The organism is Cognatiluteimonas profundi (assembly GCF_009792795.1).
In the GTDB taxonomy this organism is placed as follows: domain Bacteria; phylum Pseudomonadota; class Gammaproteobacteria; order Xanthomonadales; family Xanthomonadaceae; genus Cognatiluteimonas; species Cognatiluteimonas profundi.
The window spans coordinates 1-17,026 of record NZ_VKHQ01000003.1 but is presented as its reverse complement, the minus strand read 5'-3'; the positions used below and the strand labels follow the sequence as shown (position 1 = coordinate 17,026).

Here is a 17,026-nt window from a genome sequence, read left to right as displayed (position 1 = left end):
GGCTACTGCTTCATCAATGTCGTCAGCTGATCGAGCTGCGCGCGATACCCGTCCAGCACCCGCGCGGTGATCACCGCATAGCGATTGGCCTGCTCCCATTGACGCTGCTCGATCGCCTCGCGCACGCCCGGCACGGTCTTGACGCCGTATCCGGTCAGCAGTCCCGGCGCGTAGATCATGTGCTTGTACCAGCCGCGACCCGGCAGGCCGTCCGGATCGGTCAACGCCTGCTCCATGCGCGCGATCGCCATGTCGATCGCGCGCTGCTGCCCTGGCGTCCCCTTGAAGCCACCGGCGGCGCGCGCGTCGTACGCGGATTCGAACGCCTGCGCGCTCTGCGTCAGTTGCTTCGCCGCCGAATCCAGCGGCGCCAGGTCGATGGCGGGCATGTCGGAATCACGCGCCGGCGGGCCGATGGGTCGTGCCGGATCGGACACCAGTGCATAGACGCGTGCGTCGAGCAGTCCGTGCTGGCTCGCGGTGGCCTTCCGCATCCCGTCGATCGTCTGATGCAGGTCGGCGACGTAGCGACCGAGGGTGTCGCTGAAGTCGGAAAAGCGCATGGGCAGCACGTCGGCGTTGGCCATGCGCAGCGCGATGTGGCCGGCAACCTTCGACAGCGCGACGCCGTATGCGAAGCCCGGATCGCCGAAACGGTCGTAATGGTCGAAGGAGTCATAACGCGAGTGGTAGACGCCGTCCTGGTCGTCTTCACCGCCGAAGCCCAGGTTGAGCGACGCGATGCCGAGGTGCTGGAGGAAGGCGCTGTAGTCCGAGCCCGAACCAAGCGCTTCGATCGGCAGGTCGCCGCCCTTGGCCGCGATCGTCGCAGCCTCTCTCGCTTGTGGCTTGGCGCTGTCGGACGACCCGTCGATGCGCATCTTCGCCCGCGCGCGTTCGCGCACGCTGACGTGGGTCTCCGGATCGTCAACGCCCGCGGCGACTTCGTTCAGCACGTGCTGCAGCGAATGACTGCCTTCCATGCCGAGGAAACCGTGGCCATTGGTGTCTGAATTGATGTAGGCCACCGCCTTGCGCTGCAACTCGTCCGCATGCGCTTCGGCAAACTCGGTTGAACCGAGCAGGCCGGGTTCTTCCGCGTCCCAGCTCGCGTACACGAGCGTGCGCTTCGGGCGCCAGCCGGTCTTCGCGAGCGCGCCGATCGCCTTGGCTTCATCCAGCAGCGCCACGTTGCCGGACAGCGGATCCCACGCGCCGAACACCCAGCCGTCGTGATGGTTGCCGCGCAGGATCCATTGATCGGGTTCCGTCGATCCCTTCATCACCGCAATGACGTCATGGATGTCCTTGCGGTTCCAGTCGGACTGCACGACAAGGTGCGCCTTCGCCGCGTTGCCGCCGCCCAGGTGATAGGCGATCGGCAGGCCGCCGCGCCATTCGCGCGGGGCCATCGGGCCGTCGAGCGCGCGCAGCAGTGGCAACGCATCGGCATAGGAAATCGGAAGGACGGGGATCTTCAGGATGGTTTTCGCGTCCTTGATGGCCAGGCGCTTCGCGTCCGGCGTCGCACCCACGCCCGGCGTGAGCGGGTCGCCCGGATACAACTGCATGTCCTGCACGGAGCCGCGCTGCACGCCGTCCTGCGGGCGCCAGCCGCCCTTCGGATAGGCGTCGCCGGCGCCATAGCCGTCGTCGCGCGGATCGGAATAGATCAGGCATCCGACCGCGCCGTGTTCCTGCGCGAGCTTGGGCTTGAGGCCGCGCCAGCCGCCGCCGTAGCGCGTGATGACGATCTTGCCGCGCACGTCGATGCCGCGGCGCGCGAGCTCCTTGTAGTCGTCGGGCATGCCCTGGTTGGCGTACACCAGCCCGGCGGTCACGTCGCCGTCGCCGCCGTACGCGTTGTAGGGCGGCAATGCGCCCGGCGTCGCCGATGTGGAATCACCGGCCACCGGCGGCTCGTGGAGCGTCGCCTTGAAGTGCTCCGGCGCGACGAGTTCGAGCGACTCCGTCTTCGGCGTCGGGTACAGCACGCTGTAGGTCTCGATGCGCGCGTCCCAGCCCCACTCGCGGAACCTGGCGAGCATCCATTCGGCGTTCGCCTTGTCGTGCGCCGAGCCGACGTGGTTGGGCTCGGACGACATGCGCTTGAGCCAGTCACGCTGGTCGGTGGCGCTGAGCGCGGCGTCGAAGCGCTGCTCGAGGGCGCGTTGTTCGGCGGCCCGGCCAGGGGTGAAGCCAAGCATCGCAGACGCGCTGGCGACGGGAACGTCGGGCGCGGCACCGGACGCGGCGCCAGCGGCCGACGTCATCAATGCGCAGGCCATGGCAAGGGTGCAGCCGCGTCGTGCTTCGCGTCATCTCGTTCTCCTGGGTTGGATGCGTAATTTCGCATGGATCGGGGCGGATGGGCGCTGGCGCTGGGGAAAGGGCCGGATGGAGTCGTCCCGAGGTCATCGCCACGTTGCGCAGGGATCCGCGCTTCGCTGCGTTTTCGCGCAAGGCTGGCCTGCCTGATCCGACGCAGCCGCCAGCAACCGTAATCGCCCGGCAAGGTGTCGCCGTGCGCCGCCCGGCGCGGGGTGAACACAGCTTGTCCCTGCCACGTGCCTCTCACCCGGCCAGGCCAGGTAGAACGGTGACTGAACCCGTCATGCCGTTTAACTGAACCGTTCCCGCTGGTGCTCACGTGCGCCGAACGTCGCTTCCGCGATGGTCGATCCAAACCGCACTGTCGCGGCACCTGGAGACGACACCATGGACAACAACCGAATCGATGGCATGGGACACGAAGTCAAGGGCGCGATCAAGGAACAGATCGGCCAGGCGACCGGCAACCGCTCGCAGCAGGTCGAAGGCAACATCGAGAAAAATGTCGGAAAGGCCGAGCAGATGATCGGCGCGATGGCCGACCGGATGCGCACGGAAGAAGCCAAGCGCTGATCGTTCGAGCGGTAACCTGATACGAAGCGTGCAGCGCGGTGGCGTTGCACGCTTTTTTCCTGACAGCCAGCGCCCGGGTAGTAATCCATGCGCATGGCCATCCGTGCATGAGGTGCGGACGCTTGATTCGGGCGGGAAACCTGCAGCGGGAAGTGCCCTGGCAATTCCCTCGATACCGGATTTCCACGCCCGTCTCCCCCCGGCGAACGTGATCGGATGCCATTTCCTTGCGGGCGGCACGGGGATAATGGCCCCCGTGCGCCATCAGCGCCGGCCACACAGCGAATCGATGACCCCGAAGTTGCCCCCGCTCGTCGACGTCTTGAACCTGCTGCCAGACGCGGTGTGCGTGGTTGATGCGGAGGGTCACTTCCTGTTCGTCAGTGCGGGATTCGAGCGAATCTTCGGATACGCGCCCAGTGAGGTGCTCGGCCGGAGAGCCTTCGACCTGGTCCATCCGGAGGACCAGGCGGCGACCATGGAGCAGGCCGAAATGGTCACCTCCGGCGAGCCGCAGCGCCACTTCCGCAATCGCTACATGCACAAGGATGGGCACAGCGTGGACATCCAGTGGTCCGCCAACTGGCTGCCCGACTACGGCGTGCGGATCGGGGTGGCCCGCGAGGTGAGCGAACTGCGCAAGGCCGAACGCGAACTCGAGCACCGCGCCAGCCACGACGCCTTGACCGGCCTTCCCAACCGCCACCATCTGCAACGCGAGCTGCACAAAGCGATGGCGCAGGCGACGCATGCGGGCAGCGGCCTGGCCGTGCTTTACCTCGACCTCGACGGATTCAAGGCGGCCAACGATCGCAGCGGCCACGACGCCGGCGACCGCGTCTTGCGGGAGGTTGCACAGCGCCTCCAGCAGGAACTGCGGCAAGGCGACCTCGTGGCCCGCGTTGGCGGAGACGAATTCGTGGTGCTGCTGCCTGGCTGTCGCGATGCCACGGCCGCCCGCGCTGTCGCGGATGGCCTGCGCGCCCGCCTGCATCCGCCATGCACGCTGCCCGATGGCCCGATCCAGCTGGATGCCAGCGTCGGCATCGCCTGTTTCCCGGCGGATGGAAGCGACCCGGAGGCCCTGCTGGCGCATGCCGACCGCGACATGTATGCGGACAAGCGCCGAGGGCCGCGACGCAGGAGTGGCGAACCCGGGGAAACGCCCGATAGCGTGGGGAATCCTGGGTAGGGCCTGGTAGTCGCCTTGCCTGATGCGACGGCCAGGCCGCGGGATGTGGTGGGTGCGGCGAATTGTGTATTCGCGACCGATGCGCTCCCGATCACAACCCCTTGCAGGCCTCCTGCACCATCGCATCCAGCTGGTGCAACAAATCGTAGGTTCGCGCCAGGCCGACGCGCGCAAGGGTTGCTTCACGACTGGATCCTGCATCCGCGCATTCGCGACGGCGGCGGTCGCGCGCGTCATCCACCGCAGGCGCTGCGTCGGTGTATTCGGCCACCGAAGGCCCGTTGGGCGCGGCGAAGGTCGGCCGGGGTAACGACTCCGCGTCGGGAGGCGCGAAGATGGCACGCGTCACCCGCTCGCCCGCCGCGCACGGCTGCGACTGCAGCGACACCGCACCATGCTTCCCCACGCAGCGATACACCATCGAGACCTGCGACGGTCCGCCAACGTCGGTCGAGGGTGCCGAATCGCGCACGGGAATCGAATCGGACGGCAGCGCACCGATTGCGGGGGGCATCTGCCCAGGCATTACCGCGACGTCGGGCGACTGACCGGCGCTGCCCGCGGTCCGTTCAAGCAACGTCCGCATGAGTAGTCCAAAAACAACCGCGCCAATCAGCGCTGCTGCCAACCACGCCCACTGGGTGGACAACGCCGGTTTCGACATCGGCCGTAACGGCGCACGTCGCCGGAACACCAGGCGATCGAGATCGTCGGCGGCAAGTCCGGCGTGGCGATCGCCCAGCGTTGCCTGCGTCGCTGGCAAATCCCTTGAATCGCGCATCACCCCTCCCGCGGAATCCTGACGTCCATCCCATCCCCCTTGCCACAGTTCACGGACCGTAGAGCGGGCTTAAGCCCTCCCTGCACGGATTGATGCCGGGAACTGGCCCTGACACCTCGCGCACCGGTCAGTTGGATCTTGGCGGCCTGGCTGTCGACGGCATGGCGGTCGAAGGCGTCGGCACTGTCACCGCGACCGTGGCTGGCGTCGGGGACACGGAAGTCGATGGCGACGTTGCCGATGCGGCCGGTGCGCCGGGCGCTCCCAGGTATTTTTCCAGGAAGGCCGCGATGCCGGCGTAGGCCTTGTCGATCTGATCGACGTCGTCCCAGGCATGCGTGCCTTCCTTGAAGGTAATCATCACGGGCTTGTGGCCGGAGAGGTTGAGCATGCGCACCAGGCGACGCGCGTGCTCATAGTCCACGCGTTCGTCTTCCTTGCCATGTACCAGCATCAGTGGCACCTGCAGGTCGCGGTAGTGGTAGATCGGTGAACCGGCCATCATTTCGTCGCGCTCGCGCACGGGATCGCCGACGACGCGTTCGAGCGACTTGCGGCCTTCCCTGGACTGACCGCCATCGCTGGCAGTGAAGAACAGCATGCGATCGCTGACGCCGGAAATCGACACCGCGCAGCGGAAGCGATGCGGCCAGCGCATTGTCGAGACCAGTGCCGAATAGCCGCCGTAACTGCTGCCGACGATGCACATGCGGTCCGCGTCCAACGGATAAGCCGCCAGCGCCGCGGTGATGGATGCATCGATATCGTCTTCGATGCGCGTGCCCTGCGCGTGGTAGCCGGCTTCGCGGAACGCCCTGCCATAACCGTCCGAGCCACGGAAATTCACCCGCAGCACCGCATAGCCCAGCGACGCGAAGAATTGTGTTTCCCGATCGAACATCAAGTGGTCGCTGACACCGACCGGACCGCCATGCGGCAGCACCACGAGCGGATGCCTGCCTGCGGCCGTGGGCAAGGTGAGGTAAGCCTCGATCGGCAGGCCGTCCTTGCTGGTGACCTTCAGCAGCCGGGTGGGCGCGAATGCCTGTTTGTCGAACCATGGATCGACCGGATCCAGCAGCGATGCCTGTCGATGCGCAACATCCAGCAGGTAGAGCATGGGCGGTTGGTCGCTGCTTTGGACCTGCAGGACCAGTTGGCTGCCATCGCGGTTGCGCGCCTCGACCTCGACCGAGCGTCCCGGGAATGTCTGCTGCAGCAAGCCCGCGATCGACTGTGCCTTCGCATCGAAATATTCCGTCACCTTGCGGCCTTCCTGGTAATAGTTGACTGCGATCGGATTGCGATCGTCATCCACCAATACCGCCGTGACATCCACCCCAGGCTTGGTGAACAGTGTCCTGGTGATGCGTTTCTGCATCGTATCGAACACCACGAGGTCGCGTTGGCCCCGGCCTTCGTCGCTGAGTGCGTAGATCAGGCTGCCGTCCATCGACAACGCGAGCGGCTGGAGGGTGGTGTCGCTGTCCAGTCGCAGCACCGGCACGAACTGCTTGCCTTCGCGATGCATCAACACATAGCTGTCGCCGGACCTGGCGATGGCGACCGACAGGCGACCGAGGCCGTCTGCCCACCAGGCGACCGCCTTGTCCACGCCGGTGTTCAGGCGCGTCTGCGAGATGGGTCGGAATGCGTCGATGGTCGCCTGGCTGTGGATGTCCAGGCGCTGGATCAACCCGCGATCCATGCCGGCCACTTCATAGAGCACGTGATCCGGATCGTTGGCGATCGCCGATCCGACCTCCCCCACCTGGCCAACCCGCAACGCCTGGAAGCTGCGCTTTCCAGCCGCGTCCTGGCCGATGCGGAACACGGTCACCAGCTGTGGGCCATCGTTCCGGGCTACACCGCCGATCAGCACGCGATCGCTGGTCCACAGCAGCGAACGCACCGCGGCCGGGCTGACCATCAGCCGCATCGCCGAGCCCGCCTTGATGTCGATCAGGTCGATCGCTGCATGTTTGTCGTCCAGCACCAGCGCCTCGGCGAGCAGGTCACCAGCGGGATTCAGCACGACGTCGGTGACGCGATCACCGCGCCACAAGGTTTTGGGCGACAGCGGCATGAATGCAGGAGCCCACGCCTTGTCGACCGCATCGAGGTCACCGAGCTTCGCCGTCGAAGCGGCACGCTCCTGATGGTAGAAATCGGGGAACGGATCGGGGTAGTGCCCCGAGTATGCGAACGCGTAACGCTGCGCGAGCGCGGGATGATTCGTCTCCAGCCAATCCATGGCGCGCAGGCCGCGATTGCGTACCTGGATGTCGGCCGAGTAGACGCCGGTCGGCCGAAACACCAGGTCACCGGCATAGGTGATCTTCCCGGGCTCCACTGTGAAGTGGTACTCCGGATCGTCCTTCGGATCGAAACGCGTTTCCCAGGACGTATTGATTTCGGCCCATTGATAGGACCCCGCGGGCACCACGTACAAGCCCGCGCTCTTGCCTGCATCGATCCGTTTCAGGACACCCGCATCGAAAAAGTGCCCGTCCTGCTTCACGCGGACGCTGTCGAGCGCGACGACGGTATCGACCTCGACCAGCATCAGGCCATCGTTGGGCCCGAGCCGCGGGATCTCGCCGGGGTCGACCCTGCCCGCAAAGGCTGGCTCCAGGGCAGACAAAGCGCCCAGCAGCAGCACGACCAGCGCCCGTCGAAACGCCCCGGGCACACGCGAAACGCTTCCCTTCGTCCGCATTCCCTTTCCCCTGTTCCCCGGCCGGAGGATAGCCATACCGGACCACGGAAACAAAGAAGGCCCCCCGTGGAGGGTGCGCGTCGACGCAGGCACGCACATGCCGTAAACATCCGGTCGCCTAGGGTGCACGTCAACTCGACAGCGGGCGCCCGGGTAACCATCACCGCGGACGCCCATACCGCGCTTGTGCCGTCCCTCCCATCGAGACCACCGCCATGAACTCCCGTGCCGCACCGCGTCGTTCCGTCGTCGCGAACACCATCTATGGCCTGCTCAACCCGATCCCGTTCGGATTCTTCGTGGCGGCGCTGGTGTTCGACATCATCTATGCGCGGACGGCGGAGGTGCTGTGGGGCAAGGGCGCCGCCTGGCTGATCGCCTTCGGCCTGCTGTTCGCCGTGGTCCCGCGCCTGGTCAACCTGGCGCAGGTCTGGATCACCTCCAGGCAAACCGCGACGCGCGCCGACAAGCTCGACTTCTGGCTCAACCTGTTCGCCATCGTCGCGGCGATCATCAATGCGTTCGTGCACAGTCGCGATGCCTACGGGGTGGTTCCCGCCAGCGTCTGGCTCTCGGCCTGCACGGTCATCCTGCTGGCCATCGGCCACATCGTCATGGGCATGCGGCCCGCATCGGGAGTGCGTCCATGAATCACGTCATCCACCGCAGCATGCTGGCGCTGGCATTCGTGGCAATCCTCGGTGCCTGCAGCCACAAGGCATCGCTTGAACCGACGCAGCAATCGGGCGACAACCCGCCACTGCCAGGCCCCAAGGACTTCCTGATGCCGCCCATGCAGGTGCCGACCGGCGTCGGCTGGGCGCAGGGCCAGACGCCGAAGGTCGCCGCCGGCTTGAAAATCGACCGGATCGCCAGTGGCCTGCTGCACCCGCGCCAGCTGTTGATGCTCCCCAACGGCGACGTGCTGGTGGTGGAATCCAATGGCCCCGGCACGGAGCCGGTGACCACGCCCAAGCAGCTGTTCGCCGGCAAGGTGAAGAACCGCTCCGGCAAGGGCGCCAAGGGCGGCAACCGGATCACGCTGCTGCGCCATGCACCGGGTACCAGCGGCGAGTGGGAGAAGCACGTCTTCCTCGAAAACCTGCATTCCCCATTCGGCGTGCAGCTGATCGGTGATTCGCTGTATGTCGCCAACACCGACGCGATCGTGAAGTATCCCTATACCGCGGGGGCCACGCGGATCACCGCGCCGGGCGTGGAATTCGCGGACCTGCCGGGCACCATCAACCATCACTGGACCAAGTCGCTGCTGGCGAGCCCGGACGGCAGCAGGTTGTATGTCGGCGTCGGCTCCAACAGCAACATCACCGAGAACGGACTGGGCGTGGAATACCGGCGCGCGAACGTGCTTGAAGTCGACGTGGCCACCGGCGCCAGCCGCATCTACGCAACGGGACTGCGCAACCCCACCGGACTGCAGTGGGAACCACGGACCGGCAAGCTCTGGACGATCGTCAACGAGCGCGACGAGATCGGTGCGGACCTGGTGCCGGACTACATGACCTCCGTGCAGGAAGGCGGTTTCTACGGATGGCCCTACAGCTATTACGGCCAGCACGTGGACCATCGCGTCATGCCGCAGCGCCCCGACCTGGTCAAGAAGGCGATCAAGCCCGATTACGCGTTGGGTTCGCACGTCGCCGCCTTGGGGCTGCTGTTCTCGGAGAGCAACGCCCTGCCGGCGAAGTACCGCGGCGGCGCGTTCGTCAGCGAACACGGCAGCTGGGACCGCTCGCCGCTGAGCGGCTACCAGGTCGTCTTCGTCGCGTTCCAGCAAGGCAAGCCGGTCGGCGTGCCCGAGCCCGTCGTCACCGGCTTCCACTCCGACGACGAGAAGCAGTTGTACGGCGCGCCGGTCGGGCTGGCGCAGGATCCCGACGGCGCACTGCTGATCGCGGACGACGTCGGCAACGCGGTCTGGCGGGTGACGGCGGCGACGCCCTGAGGAACGACTAACCCCTTTGGCCACTTCCGGACGAGCTGCGCCCGGGAGTGACTTCCGGCCTATGTTTATCGTTTTACGATAAGTGTATTATCGTTTCACGATACAACCGGCCGGAAACCCGTCATGACCAGCACCTCCGCCCTCGCCGTCGCCCGCCCGATCATCCGGGGGCTGACCGTCCTCAACATCCTCTATGCCGTCGGCCTCGCCGTGCTACTGGGCACGAGCGTCTTCATCGCCGGCTGGCCGGAACGGCCGCTCGGCTTCGACCTGACGCATGCGCATCCGCAGCTGTCGCTCGGGCTGCACGTGATCATCGTCATCGGCATCTTCGGCGCGGGGATCGTGCACACGATCCTGCGACGGTTGCTGGCGATCGTCGACACGGTGCGCGGCGGCGATCCCTTCATCGTCGAGAACGCCAGGCGCCTGGACGCCATCGCGTGGAGCGTGCTGGTGCTGGAAGTGCTGCGGATGTTCGTCCTGGCGATCGCGGCGGTCGTGTGGGAGCCGGGGCGGCTGGGCGGCTTCTCGTTCGTGCCGTGGCTCGCGGTGCTGCTGCTGTTCGTGCTGTCCGGCGTGTTCGCCCAGGGCGCACGCATGCGCGCCGACCTCGAAGGCACGGTGTGACATGGCGATCGTTGTCCGGCTGGATGAACAACTGCACGCGCGCCGCATGACGCTCACCGAGCTCGCCGCGCGCATCGACATCACCCTCGCCAACCTGTCGATCCTGAAGACCGGCAAGGCGAAGGCCATTCGTTTTTCCACGCTCGAGGCGATCTGCGCGGCGCTCGAGTGCCAGCCCGGCGACCTGCTCGCCTTTGATCCCGCGCTGCCCGCTCAGGACTGATGCCGCGCCTCGACGCGCTGCAGCAGGCGATGGTTTACAGCGCGCAGCCGCGCGCTTTGGCACACACATGCAAGCTGCTTACGAACCGTAAGACACATCAGCCGCAGGAATAATGCCCCATGACCGCCAACACGTTCGTCCGGTTCTTCGCCCCCGACCAACGGCAACACGGTGTGCGTCCCGTGCAGACCTGGGGACTACGTTTGTTCTATCTGCTGATGCTGGTGTTCGTCGCGCCGACCGCATGGGGCGTGCTGCTCTCGCACGAAGGCCCGTGGGATCCGGTACGCGCGGTCACGTTCGCCGTGTGGGCGACCTACCCCGCGCTTGCGCTGTTCGGGCTGCTGCATCCGCTGCGCTGGCTGCCGTTGATGTTCTTCACGATCGGCTACAAGGCGATCTGGCTCGCGTTCGTCGCGCTTCCTCTCTGGCAGTCCGGCACGCTGTGGGGCACGCCCACCGGCGAGATCGCCGGCTCATTCCTCGCGCTGCCGCTGCTGGCCGCGGTGGTGCCATGGGGATATGCGTGGCGGACGTATGTGCGTTGGCCACGGCGACCGGTCGAGGCGCGGCCACTGTCGGCGGGTGCGGCCGGGTGACGTCACCGGAGTGGGCGCGCTCCCCGTTTGATCGACATCTGGTCAGACGACCGCGTGTGCGAGTCCAGGCGCCCGACGCTCAGCGCATCATGCAGTTGGCTTGGTGTGCGCTGCGTGCCAATCGCGTGCGCCAGAACGGTGCGACGAAATGGCCTTTCCGCCATGCGCCCCACAACAGCCAGGCACCGACGGCGGTCAGGACAAGCAATGTCAGGACGGATGCCTCGAAACCCGGGTCAGAGTCGACTTTCCCGGTGTTTTTGGAATCCCCGACGCGCGCGTGCCATGGTCGGCAGATCCATCCCGGTATTCTTCCGCAGCCGGGGATCACGCCTATCCGACGATGCGGTCTGCGCCGACATCGCCCTACCTCACGCACCTCACTACATGCGGCGCAGTACGCCGTCACGGCGTACGAACTGGTGCCATAGCGCCGCGAGCGCATGCAATGCAATCACGGCATAAAACACGTTGCCGACGGTTCCATGCAGCTCCTCCAGCGTCTCGCCCGAGGCTTCACCCAGCACAATGAGCGGCGGTATCTGCCACGCGGTGAACGGCACCGGCAGCGGGTCGCCTTCCGCCCAGACCATCAGCACGCCGAGCAGCGGTTCCACCACCACGAACAGCAGAAGCGCGATGTGCACCAGCCGCGCCGACCACGCCTCGAAGGCAGACGCGGGCACCGGCGCATGTTGCCCTCCAAGCCGCGCCAGCAGGCGCGGCACGAACAAAAGCAGCAACGCGAGGCCGGCCAATACGTGCCATTGGCCGCCACCTCCGCCCAGGTCCTCGGCCGATTCTGCGGTGAGGTAGGCGATCGCCACCAGCGCGACGCTGAGCCAATGGATCCAGCGAACAATGACCGGATAACGAAACGGCACCGAAGTGGCCATGGGTAGGGACTCGTGCGGGAAACGGCCCTATTCTCGATCGGTCCCGACGCGCGACTTTGATCCAGGTCAAACCGACAATGCAATTGCGCCAGGACGAAATCAGCCGTGTGGCATCCAAAGCCCGGCCATCGGATTCCACTTCTGGACAGCTGCGACGAAACGGACTGCATCCGCGACCGCTTTCGGGTTCTCGCGGTGGATGTTGTGCCCGGTCGCGAAGTACTGATGCAACCTGAAAAGGTTGGAAACCATTTCCTTTCCGCCCCCACCTAAGATTCGCTTCAAGCAGAATTGTTGCCGCCTCCTTCTTGCCCCCGCCCGGACAGCCCCGCTGGTTGTCCGGCGCCGGCAACCCGGATGGGCGACTGCCACGGCGTGGCAGATCGCCCATCCGCATCACTGGGCTGGCATGGGATTGTCGTGGACGAACTCGATCACGGCACGTGCATCGTCGGCGGCCTGGGTGAACGCATCGAGTTGCGTGCCGCTGTAGTCGATGCCACCAAACACGGCGGTCAGGATCAACTCCGTCACCGCGACGAAAGTACCGTCGCCATTTCTCTTGAGTCACGCACATGCCATGAGCGCAAACACGGGAGCCGCTTGATCCTGATCAACTCTGCGGTGGATACCCACGCCGTCTGCGGCGAGTGGCCGAAGGGCCGACCGCACTTGCACATGTCGGCCGAGCATTCCTGATTTGCGCGCAGAAGCCCGCATTCCCCGATGCCTTCTGCTGTTGCACGTACGCGCGTACTGTCGTCAGGAAAACAAGGCCGGAAATGACGTCCGAATCGCCCCGGGACCGCGCCGTCCTAAGCCGAATACTCGACATATGGGTGACCAAGCCGTTGGGCTCGCAAGCGCGTTGAAGCGATGGCTCGAACATCGATGAGTAACCGTCCCGTCGACCAGATCCGGTCGCGGCGGTCTCGACATGGTCGACGCTCGCTGGAAACGCAACCACCATGACGCCGTCAGCGCGCCGGCCCATCGGAGAAATGGGCCTCACCGCCGACAATCACCACCCGTTGTAGGGAAACGATCCCTGACCTCTTTCGTGCTCGACCAGCGTGCGCTGGCGCTTTGACAGGCACCTGATCATGCAGGCCGGCAAACCTAGCCTGCACGCCATGAGGCCACGTACAACGGTCTAGTTGCCGTCTTCGCTGCCTTGCTGCTTGTTGTTCTGGCCGCTGCCTGACGGAATGCTGACACCGCGCTCGCGTGCGCGCTGCTGCATCTCAATGCGGTGCTGCTCGCGATAGGCATTGCGCTCCTGCACGGTTTTCAGGCTGCGCATCCTGGTCATGTAGGCGGAGCGCTCGGCCGGGGTCATCAGCTCGGAGGCATAGATGGCCAGACCGTCCTGGTCGTGGAGACGGTCGCGATCCTGCAGCTTGTCCTGGTCGTGCAGCTTGTCCTGGTCCCTCAGCTGGTCCTGATCGTGCAGTTTGTCCTGGTCCTTCAGCTGGTCCTGATCGTGCAGTTTGTCCTGGTCCTTCAGGCGATCCTGCGTTTGCAGCTGGTCCCCCCTGGGCGTGGGCGTGGGAGTGGGGGTCTGGCGTGGCGTGCTGCCGCCCCTGCCCTGGGCCATGACGGGCGAAACCAATGCAAGGGCGATCGAGGCGCCCAGAACGATGATGGCGGATTTACGCATGGTGACTGTCCTCGGTTGGTCGAACTCTGCCTGCGGCAATTCGCGGCAAGGGCAGCATAGGAACGCCAGGCGCGTGCGAATTGACATATGTCAATGGCGAAGCGTCGCCTGCATGTGCTCTACGAGCGAACCCCGGGCGAACCGGGTTCAGGGTGCACTTCCTGGGTCAATGGCCGACCGCCACTGACAGCGTCTGGCCGGCGACCCGGGCTTGCGCTCGACGCCGGGCAGATCCACGTCCCGGCAGCGGGAAGGGTGCGTTGGCAGGTTGCCGCGTGCCAAAGCCGGTCCCGCGCGAGCCGACGTCGGTGCACTCCCAGGTGAACTTTCATGGCGAATGAAGAAAGTGCACTCTGACGCCTGTTTCCAGGACCACGAATCGGCCAGGACCCACATGCGAACCTTTGTACTCAGAGCGCGGGCGGCACCCACGGACAGCCAAAAGCTATTGGCTGCCGTCGGCAAGGAGGCCCATCCGGAAATCCTCGCGCATACGCTGATGAACGCGATTTTCGTGGCGCAGTCGCATCGCGCGGATGTCACGGTCCATCTCGTGCTGGAAAGCACGCCGGACTTCTCCCGCACGATCCGTTTCGACGCCAACGCCATCCATGACTTCGGCGGCTTCGACGAGCGCGCGTTGCTGGGCAAGATCGCGACCGCGCTGGATGCGTCCAGGGGAATGGGCAAGGACGAGACGCGACCGGTGGAATCGGGCATCACGGTGCGCACGGTGAGCTTCGAGCGGCTGGTGCAGGAGCTGGCCGACGATCACCAGCTGTTCGTGATGGACCGGAAAGGCACGTCGATCCGCGGGCAGGTGTTCGACGGCAACCCCTGCTTCCTGCTGACCGACCACATCCCGATGCCGAAGAACACCTTCCACACCCTCGATCGCCTGGGTGCGAAGAAAATCACGCTGGGAAAGACCATGCTGTTCGCATCGCAATGCGTCGTGTTGATCCACCATGAGTTGGACCAGCGGTGACTCGACGAAGAGCGATCAAAGGTGGCTTGATCCACGCAGCAACGTAGCCCGGGTAAGGCCGAAGGCCGCACCCGGGACTTCCAACCATTCGATCCCGGGTGCGCTTCGCTTACCCGGGCTACGCTGGCTGGCTCGACCGGACATGTTCCCTGCCACTTTCTGGTCACCACCAGACGCTAGAACGCCACCTCGCCCTCGAGATAGAAAACACAGCCGCCCTCCAGGCGAACCCGATCGCCCTCCACCGCGCAGCGCACGGTGCCGCCTCGCTGCGACGCCTGCCGCGCGACGAACGCCTGCTTGCCAAGCCGCTGGGCCCAGAACGGCGCCAGCATGCAATGCGCGCCGCCGGTCACCGGATCTTCGTCCACGCCCTTGGCCGGTGCGAAGTAGCGGCTGGTGAAGTCGAACTCGCCCTCGCCCTGCGCGGTCACGATCAGCCCCGGTCGGTCGAGGCGCGCGATCGCGGCGAAGTCCGGCGCGAGCGCGCGCACCGCGGCGGGCGAATCCAGCAGCGCCAGGTAGTTGGCGTCGTGCACATGCACCTCGAGCGGCGCGACACCGAGTGCGTCGGCGATGGCGTCCGGTGGCGCGTCCATGCGTACGGCAATGCGTGCGGGGAAGTCCATCGAATACCCGTCCGCCGTGCGCGTCACGCGCAACGGTCCACTCGCGGAATGGAACACCACCTCTCGCCGTCCCGGCTCCAGCCGCTCCATCACCACCGCAGCACTGGCGAGCGTGGCGTGGCCGCACAGCGGAACCTCCAGGCACGGCGTGAACCAGCGGATGCGGTAGTCCACGCCGTCGCGCACCAGGAAGGCGGTTTCGGACAGGTTGTTCTCGGCCGCGAGCGCCTGCATCGTCGCGTCCGGCGGGAACGCGTTCGACGAGAGCCCGGCGACCGGCATCACCGCCGCGGGGTTGCCCTCGAAGTGGCGGGTGGCGAAGGCGTCGAGCTGGTAGAGGGGAATGCGCATGCCGGCATTCTGGCGCAAGCCGCGTGGCGGCGGCCGGAAAAGGATCAGGGAACCGTTATCGTGTCGGCAACCATCCCTGACACCAGTCGCCAGGAGATTCCATGCGGACTGCCAGGCTCGTCCAGCGCTTGCGTGACCACGATTGGACAGCGGCGGTCATCGAACTGGTGATCGTGATCGCCGGCATCCTGATCGCCTTGCAGGTCAGCAACTTCAACCAGGACCGGATCGACCGCGCGCGCGGGGACGTCTATCTGCGCCGCATCCATGCCGACCTGCGATCCGACCTGGCCAACATGGCGTCGACGCGCCAATTCTGGAACCAGGTCACGGCCTACCAGGATGCGGCGATTGCGCACCACGAGCGCGGGCAACTGGTGGACGGCTCACAGTGGAAGACCCTCCTCGCCTATTACCAGGCCAGCCAGCTGCGCCCCTTCGAACTGGAAGACACGAGCTTCGCCGAGATGCGCGATGCCGGCGACCTCGGCCTGATCCAGGACGAGCGGCTGCGCGTCGGCCTGGCGAAGTACTACCGCCTTGGCGGCAATGGGATCCAGGCGCAGATCCTGCGTCACGACCCGGTCTACCGCGTGCAGGTACGCGGACTGGTGCCCACCAAGGTGCAGGCCTACATCTGGACGCACTGCTACCAGCAACTGGAAGGCACCGACCAGCGCCTGATCGACTGCGCCTCGCCGATACCGGAATCGGAAGCCGCCGCGATCCTCGCGACCCTGCGCGCATCGGATTCGCTGCTGCAGACCCTGCGCTACTGGAACACTTGGCTGCGCGTCAGCACCTTCGTGGTCGACGACGCCGGTAAAAGCGCGCGGGCGCTGGATGCGCAGATGTCAGAGGCCGAGCGGTAGGGACGAAGTTGCGACCAATCCAGCGCAACAGCGTGCGGGTTCAACAAGTGACCAGATCGGTGTGCCCGAAGCCCTGGCTGTAGTCGAGCACCGAGATCACCACGGGCTCGACGCGGAAGATGCGGACCTGGTCGGCCCTGGGCATCGGCATCGGCAGCGGCGGCGTCTGCTCGGGGTACTTGCCGGGGAGCAGGCGCAGGATGCGCCCGGCCTCGGCGAGGTCGACCACGGGCTTCGCCCGCGCGGCCATCGAGAGGCCCGTGATGCGCATGATGTCCGGCGTGTCGTGGTCGATGGTCAGCGACACCCGGTCGTCGTGCGCCAGGTTCGCGGCCTTCTGGCTGTCGAGCCCGCACAGGAAGTACAGCACCAGGCCCTCGTTGACGTAGCCCACGGTGGTGGCCTGCGGCCAGCCGTCGGGGCGCAGCGTCGCGATCGTCATGATGCGGTGCGCGTCGAGCAGGTCATGAATCTTCCGCCGGATCTTCTCGTCCATGCTGGTGCTCGGCTGTGGAGATACGAGGGATCCTCCGCTTGCTTGGGCGCCGGAACGTTGACCGAAATCAATCCCGAAGGCGTTTACGAAACCGGGGGCAGAGTGGACTTTCGATGCGGC

Annotated in this window: 17 protein-coding genes; 9 read left to right on the top strand and 8 right to left on the bottom strand. The window is 65.8% G+C overall.

Annotated features, from left to right (window positions below; translation table 11 throughout):
• Positions 1-2 precede the first annotated feature (2 nt).
• A complete protein-coding gene (locus GST15_RS02095; protein WP_233263021.1) occupies positions 3-2,273 on the bottom strand; it encodes a transferrin receptor-like dimerization domain-containing protein in 2,271 nt (756 codons plus the stop codon).
• A gap of 445 nt (positions 2,274-2,718) precedes the next feature.
• Here GST15_RS02095 and GST15_RS02090 point away from each other — a divergent pair, with 445 nt between their 5' ends.
• Together GST15_RS02090 and GST15_RS02085 are read left to right on the top strand one after the other, a co-directional pair.
• On the top strand, positions 2,719-2,904 hold the full coding sequence (locus GST15_RS02090; protein ID WP_159015615.1) for a CsbD family protein: 186 nt from the start codon (positions 2,719-2,721) through the stop codon (positions 2,902-2,904).
• Positions 2,905-3,193: 289 nt separating this feature from the next.
• The gene (locus tag GST15_RS02085) at positions 3,194-4,096 is read left to right on the top strand and encodes a diguanylate cyclase domain-containing protein (protein ID WP_159015614.1); all 903 of its coding nucleotides are present in this window, start codon (positions 3,194-3,196) and stop codon (positions 4,094-4,096) included.
• A gap of 91 nt (positions 4,097-4,187) precedes the next feature.
• Here the strand turns inward: GST15_RS02085 and GST15_RS02080 are convergent, their stop codons facing one another.
• Positions 4,188-4,610 (bottom strand): hypothetical protein, encoded by a 423-nt coding sequence (locus tag GST15_RS02080; RefSeq protein ID WP_159015613.1) that lies wholly within the window; start codon positions 4,608-4,610, stop codon positions 4,188-4,190.
• 394 nt (positions 4,611-5,004) lie between these two features.
• On the bottom strand, positions 5,005-7,596 hold the full coding sequence (locus GST15_RS02075) for an alpha/beta hydrolase family protein (RefSeq protein WP_159015612.1): 2,592 nt from the start codon (positions 7,594-7,596) through the stop codon (positions 5,005-5,007).
• Positions 7,597-7,811: 215 nt separating this feature from the next.
• Between GST15_RS02075 and GST15_RS02070 the strand changes: the two genes are divergently transcribed.
• The 5 genes from GST15_RS02070 (at position 7,812) to GST15_RS02050 (ending at position 11,014) form a co-directional block, all read left to right on the top strand.
• Positions 7,812-8,246: a DUF2231 domain-containing protein gene (locus GST15_RS02070; protein ID WP_159015611.1), complete on the top strand. Its 435-nt coding sequence runs from the start codon at positions 7,812-7,814 to the stop codon at positions 8,244-8,246.
• The gene (locus tag GST15_RS02065; RefSeq protein WP_159015610.1) at positions 8,243-9,562 is read left to right on the top strand and encodes a PQQ-dependent sugar dehydrogenase; all 1,320 of its coding nucleotides are present in this window, start codon (positions 8,243-8,245) and stop codon (positions 9,560-9,562) included. The genes GST15_RS02070 and GST15_RS02065 overlap by 4 nt, the downstream gene beginning before the upstream one ends.
• A gap of 123 nt (positions 9,563-9,685) precedes the next feature.
• Entirely contained in the window at positions 9,686-10,192 is a 507-nt protein-coding gene (locus GST15_RS02060) for a DUF2975 domain-containing protein (protein WP_159015609.1), read from the top strand.
• A 1-nt stretch (position 10,193) separates the two neighbouring features.
• Positions 10,194-10,415, top strand: coding sequence for a helix-turn-helix domain-containing protein (locus GST15_RS02055; RefSeq protein ID WP_159015608.1), 222 nt, complete (start codon positions 10,194-10,196; stop codon positions 10,413-10,415).
• Between the two features lie 119 nt (positions 10,416-10,534).
• Positions 10,535-11,014, top strand: a complete 480-nt coding sequence (locus tag GST15_RS02050; protein ID WP_159015607.1) for a hypothetical protein — start codon at positions 10,535-10,537, stop codon at positions 11,012-11,014.
• Positions 11,015-11,397: 383 nt separating this feature from the next.
• Here the strand turns inward: GST15_RS02050 and GST15_RS02045 are convergent, their stop codons facing one another.
• From GST15_RS02045 to GST15_RS02035, 3 genes are all read right to left on the bottom strand, one after another.
• A complete protein-coding gene (locus GST15_RS02045) occupies positions 11,398-11,910 on the bottom strand; it encodes a cytochrome b (RefSeq protein ID WP_159015606.1) in 513 nt (170 codons plus the stop codon).
• A 396-nt stretch (positions 11,911-12,306) separates the two neighbouring features.
• Positions 12,307-12,444: a hypothetical protein gene (locus GST15_RS02040; protein ID WP_159015605.1), complete on the bottom strand. Its 138-nt coding sequence runs from the start codon at positions 12,442-12,444 to the stop codon at positions 12,307-12,309.
• Between the two features lie 619 nt (positions 12,445-13,063).
• Positions 13,064-13,570: a hypothetical protein gene (locus GST15_RS02035; RefSeq protein WP_159015604.1), complete on the bottom strand. Its 507-nt coding sequence runs from the start codon at positions 13,568-13,570 to the stop codon at positions 13,064-13,066.
• Positions 13,571-13,907: 337 nt separating this feature from the next.
• Between GST15_RS02035 and trmY the strand changes: the two genes are divergently transcribed.
• Positions 13,908-14,558, top strand: coding sequence for a tRNA (pseudouridine(54)-N(1))-methyltransferase TrmY (gene trmY, locus GST15_RS02030; protein ID WP_325064765.1), 651 nt, complete (start codon positions 13,908-13,910; stop codon positions 14,556-14,558).
• Positions 14,559-14,734: 176 nt separating this feature from the next.
• On the opposite strand, the gene GST15_RS02025 is transcribed toward trmY, so the two are convergent.
• Positions 14,735-15,538 (bottom strand): PhzF family phenazine biosynthesis protein, encoded by an 804-nt coding sequence (locus GST15_RS02025; RefSeq protein ID WP_159015602.1) that lies wholly within the window; start codon positions 15,536-15,538, stop codon positions 14,735-14,737.
• Positions 15,539-15,639: 101 nt separating this feature from the next.
• Between GST15_RS02025 and GST15_RS02020 the strand changes: the two genes are divergently transcribed.
• Positions 15,640-16,410, top strand: coding sequence for a hypothetical protein (locus tag GST15_RS02020; protein ID WP_159015601.1), 771 nt, complete (start codon positions 15,640-15,642; stop codon positions 16,408-16,410).
• A 40-nt stretch (positions 16,411-16,450) separates the two neighbouring features.
• On the opposite strand, the gene GST15_RS02015 is transcribed toward GST15_RS02020, so the two are convergent.
• A complete protein-coding gene (locus GST15_RS02015) occupies positions 16,451-16,906 on the bottom strand; it encodes a pyridoxamine 5'-phosphate oxidase family protein (protein WP_159015600.1) in 456 nt (151 codons plus the stop codon).
• Between the last annotated feature and the right edge of the window lie 120 nt (positions 16,907-17,026).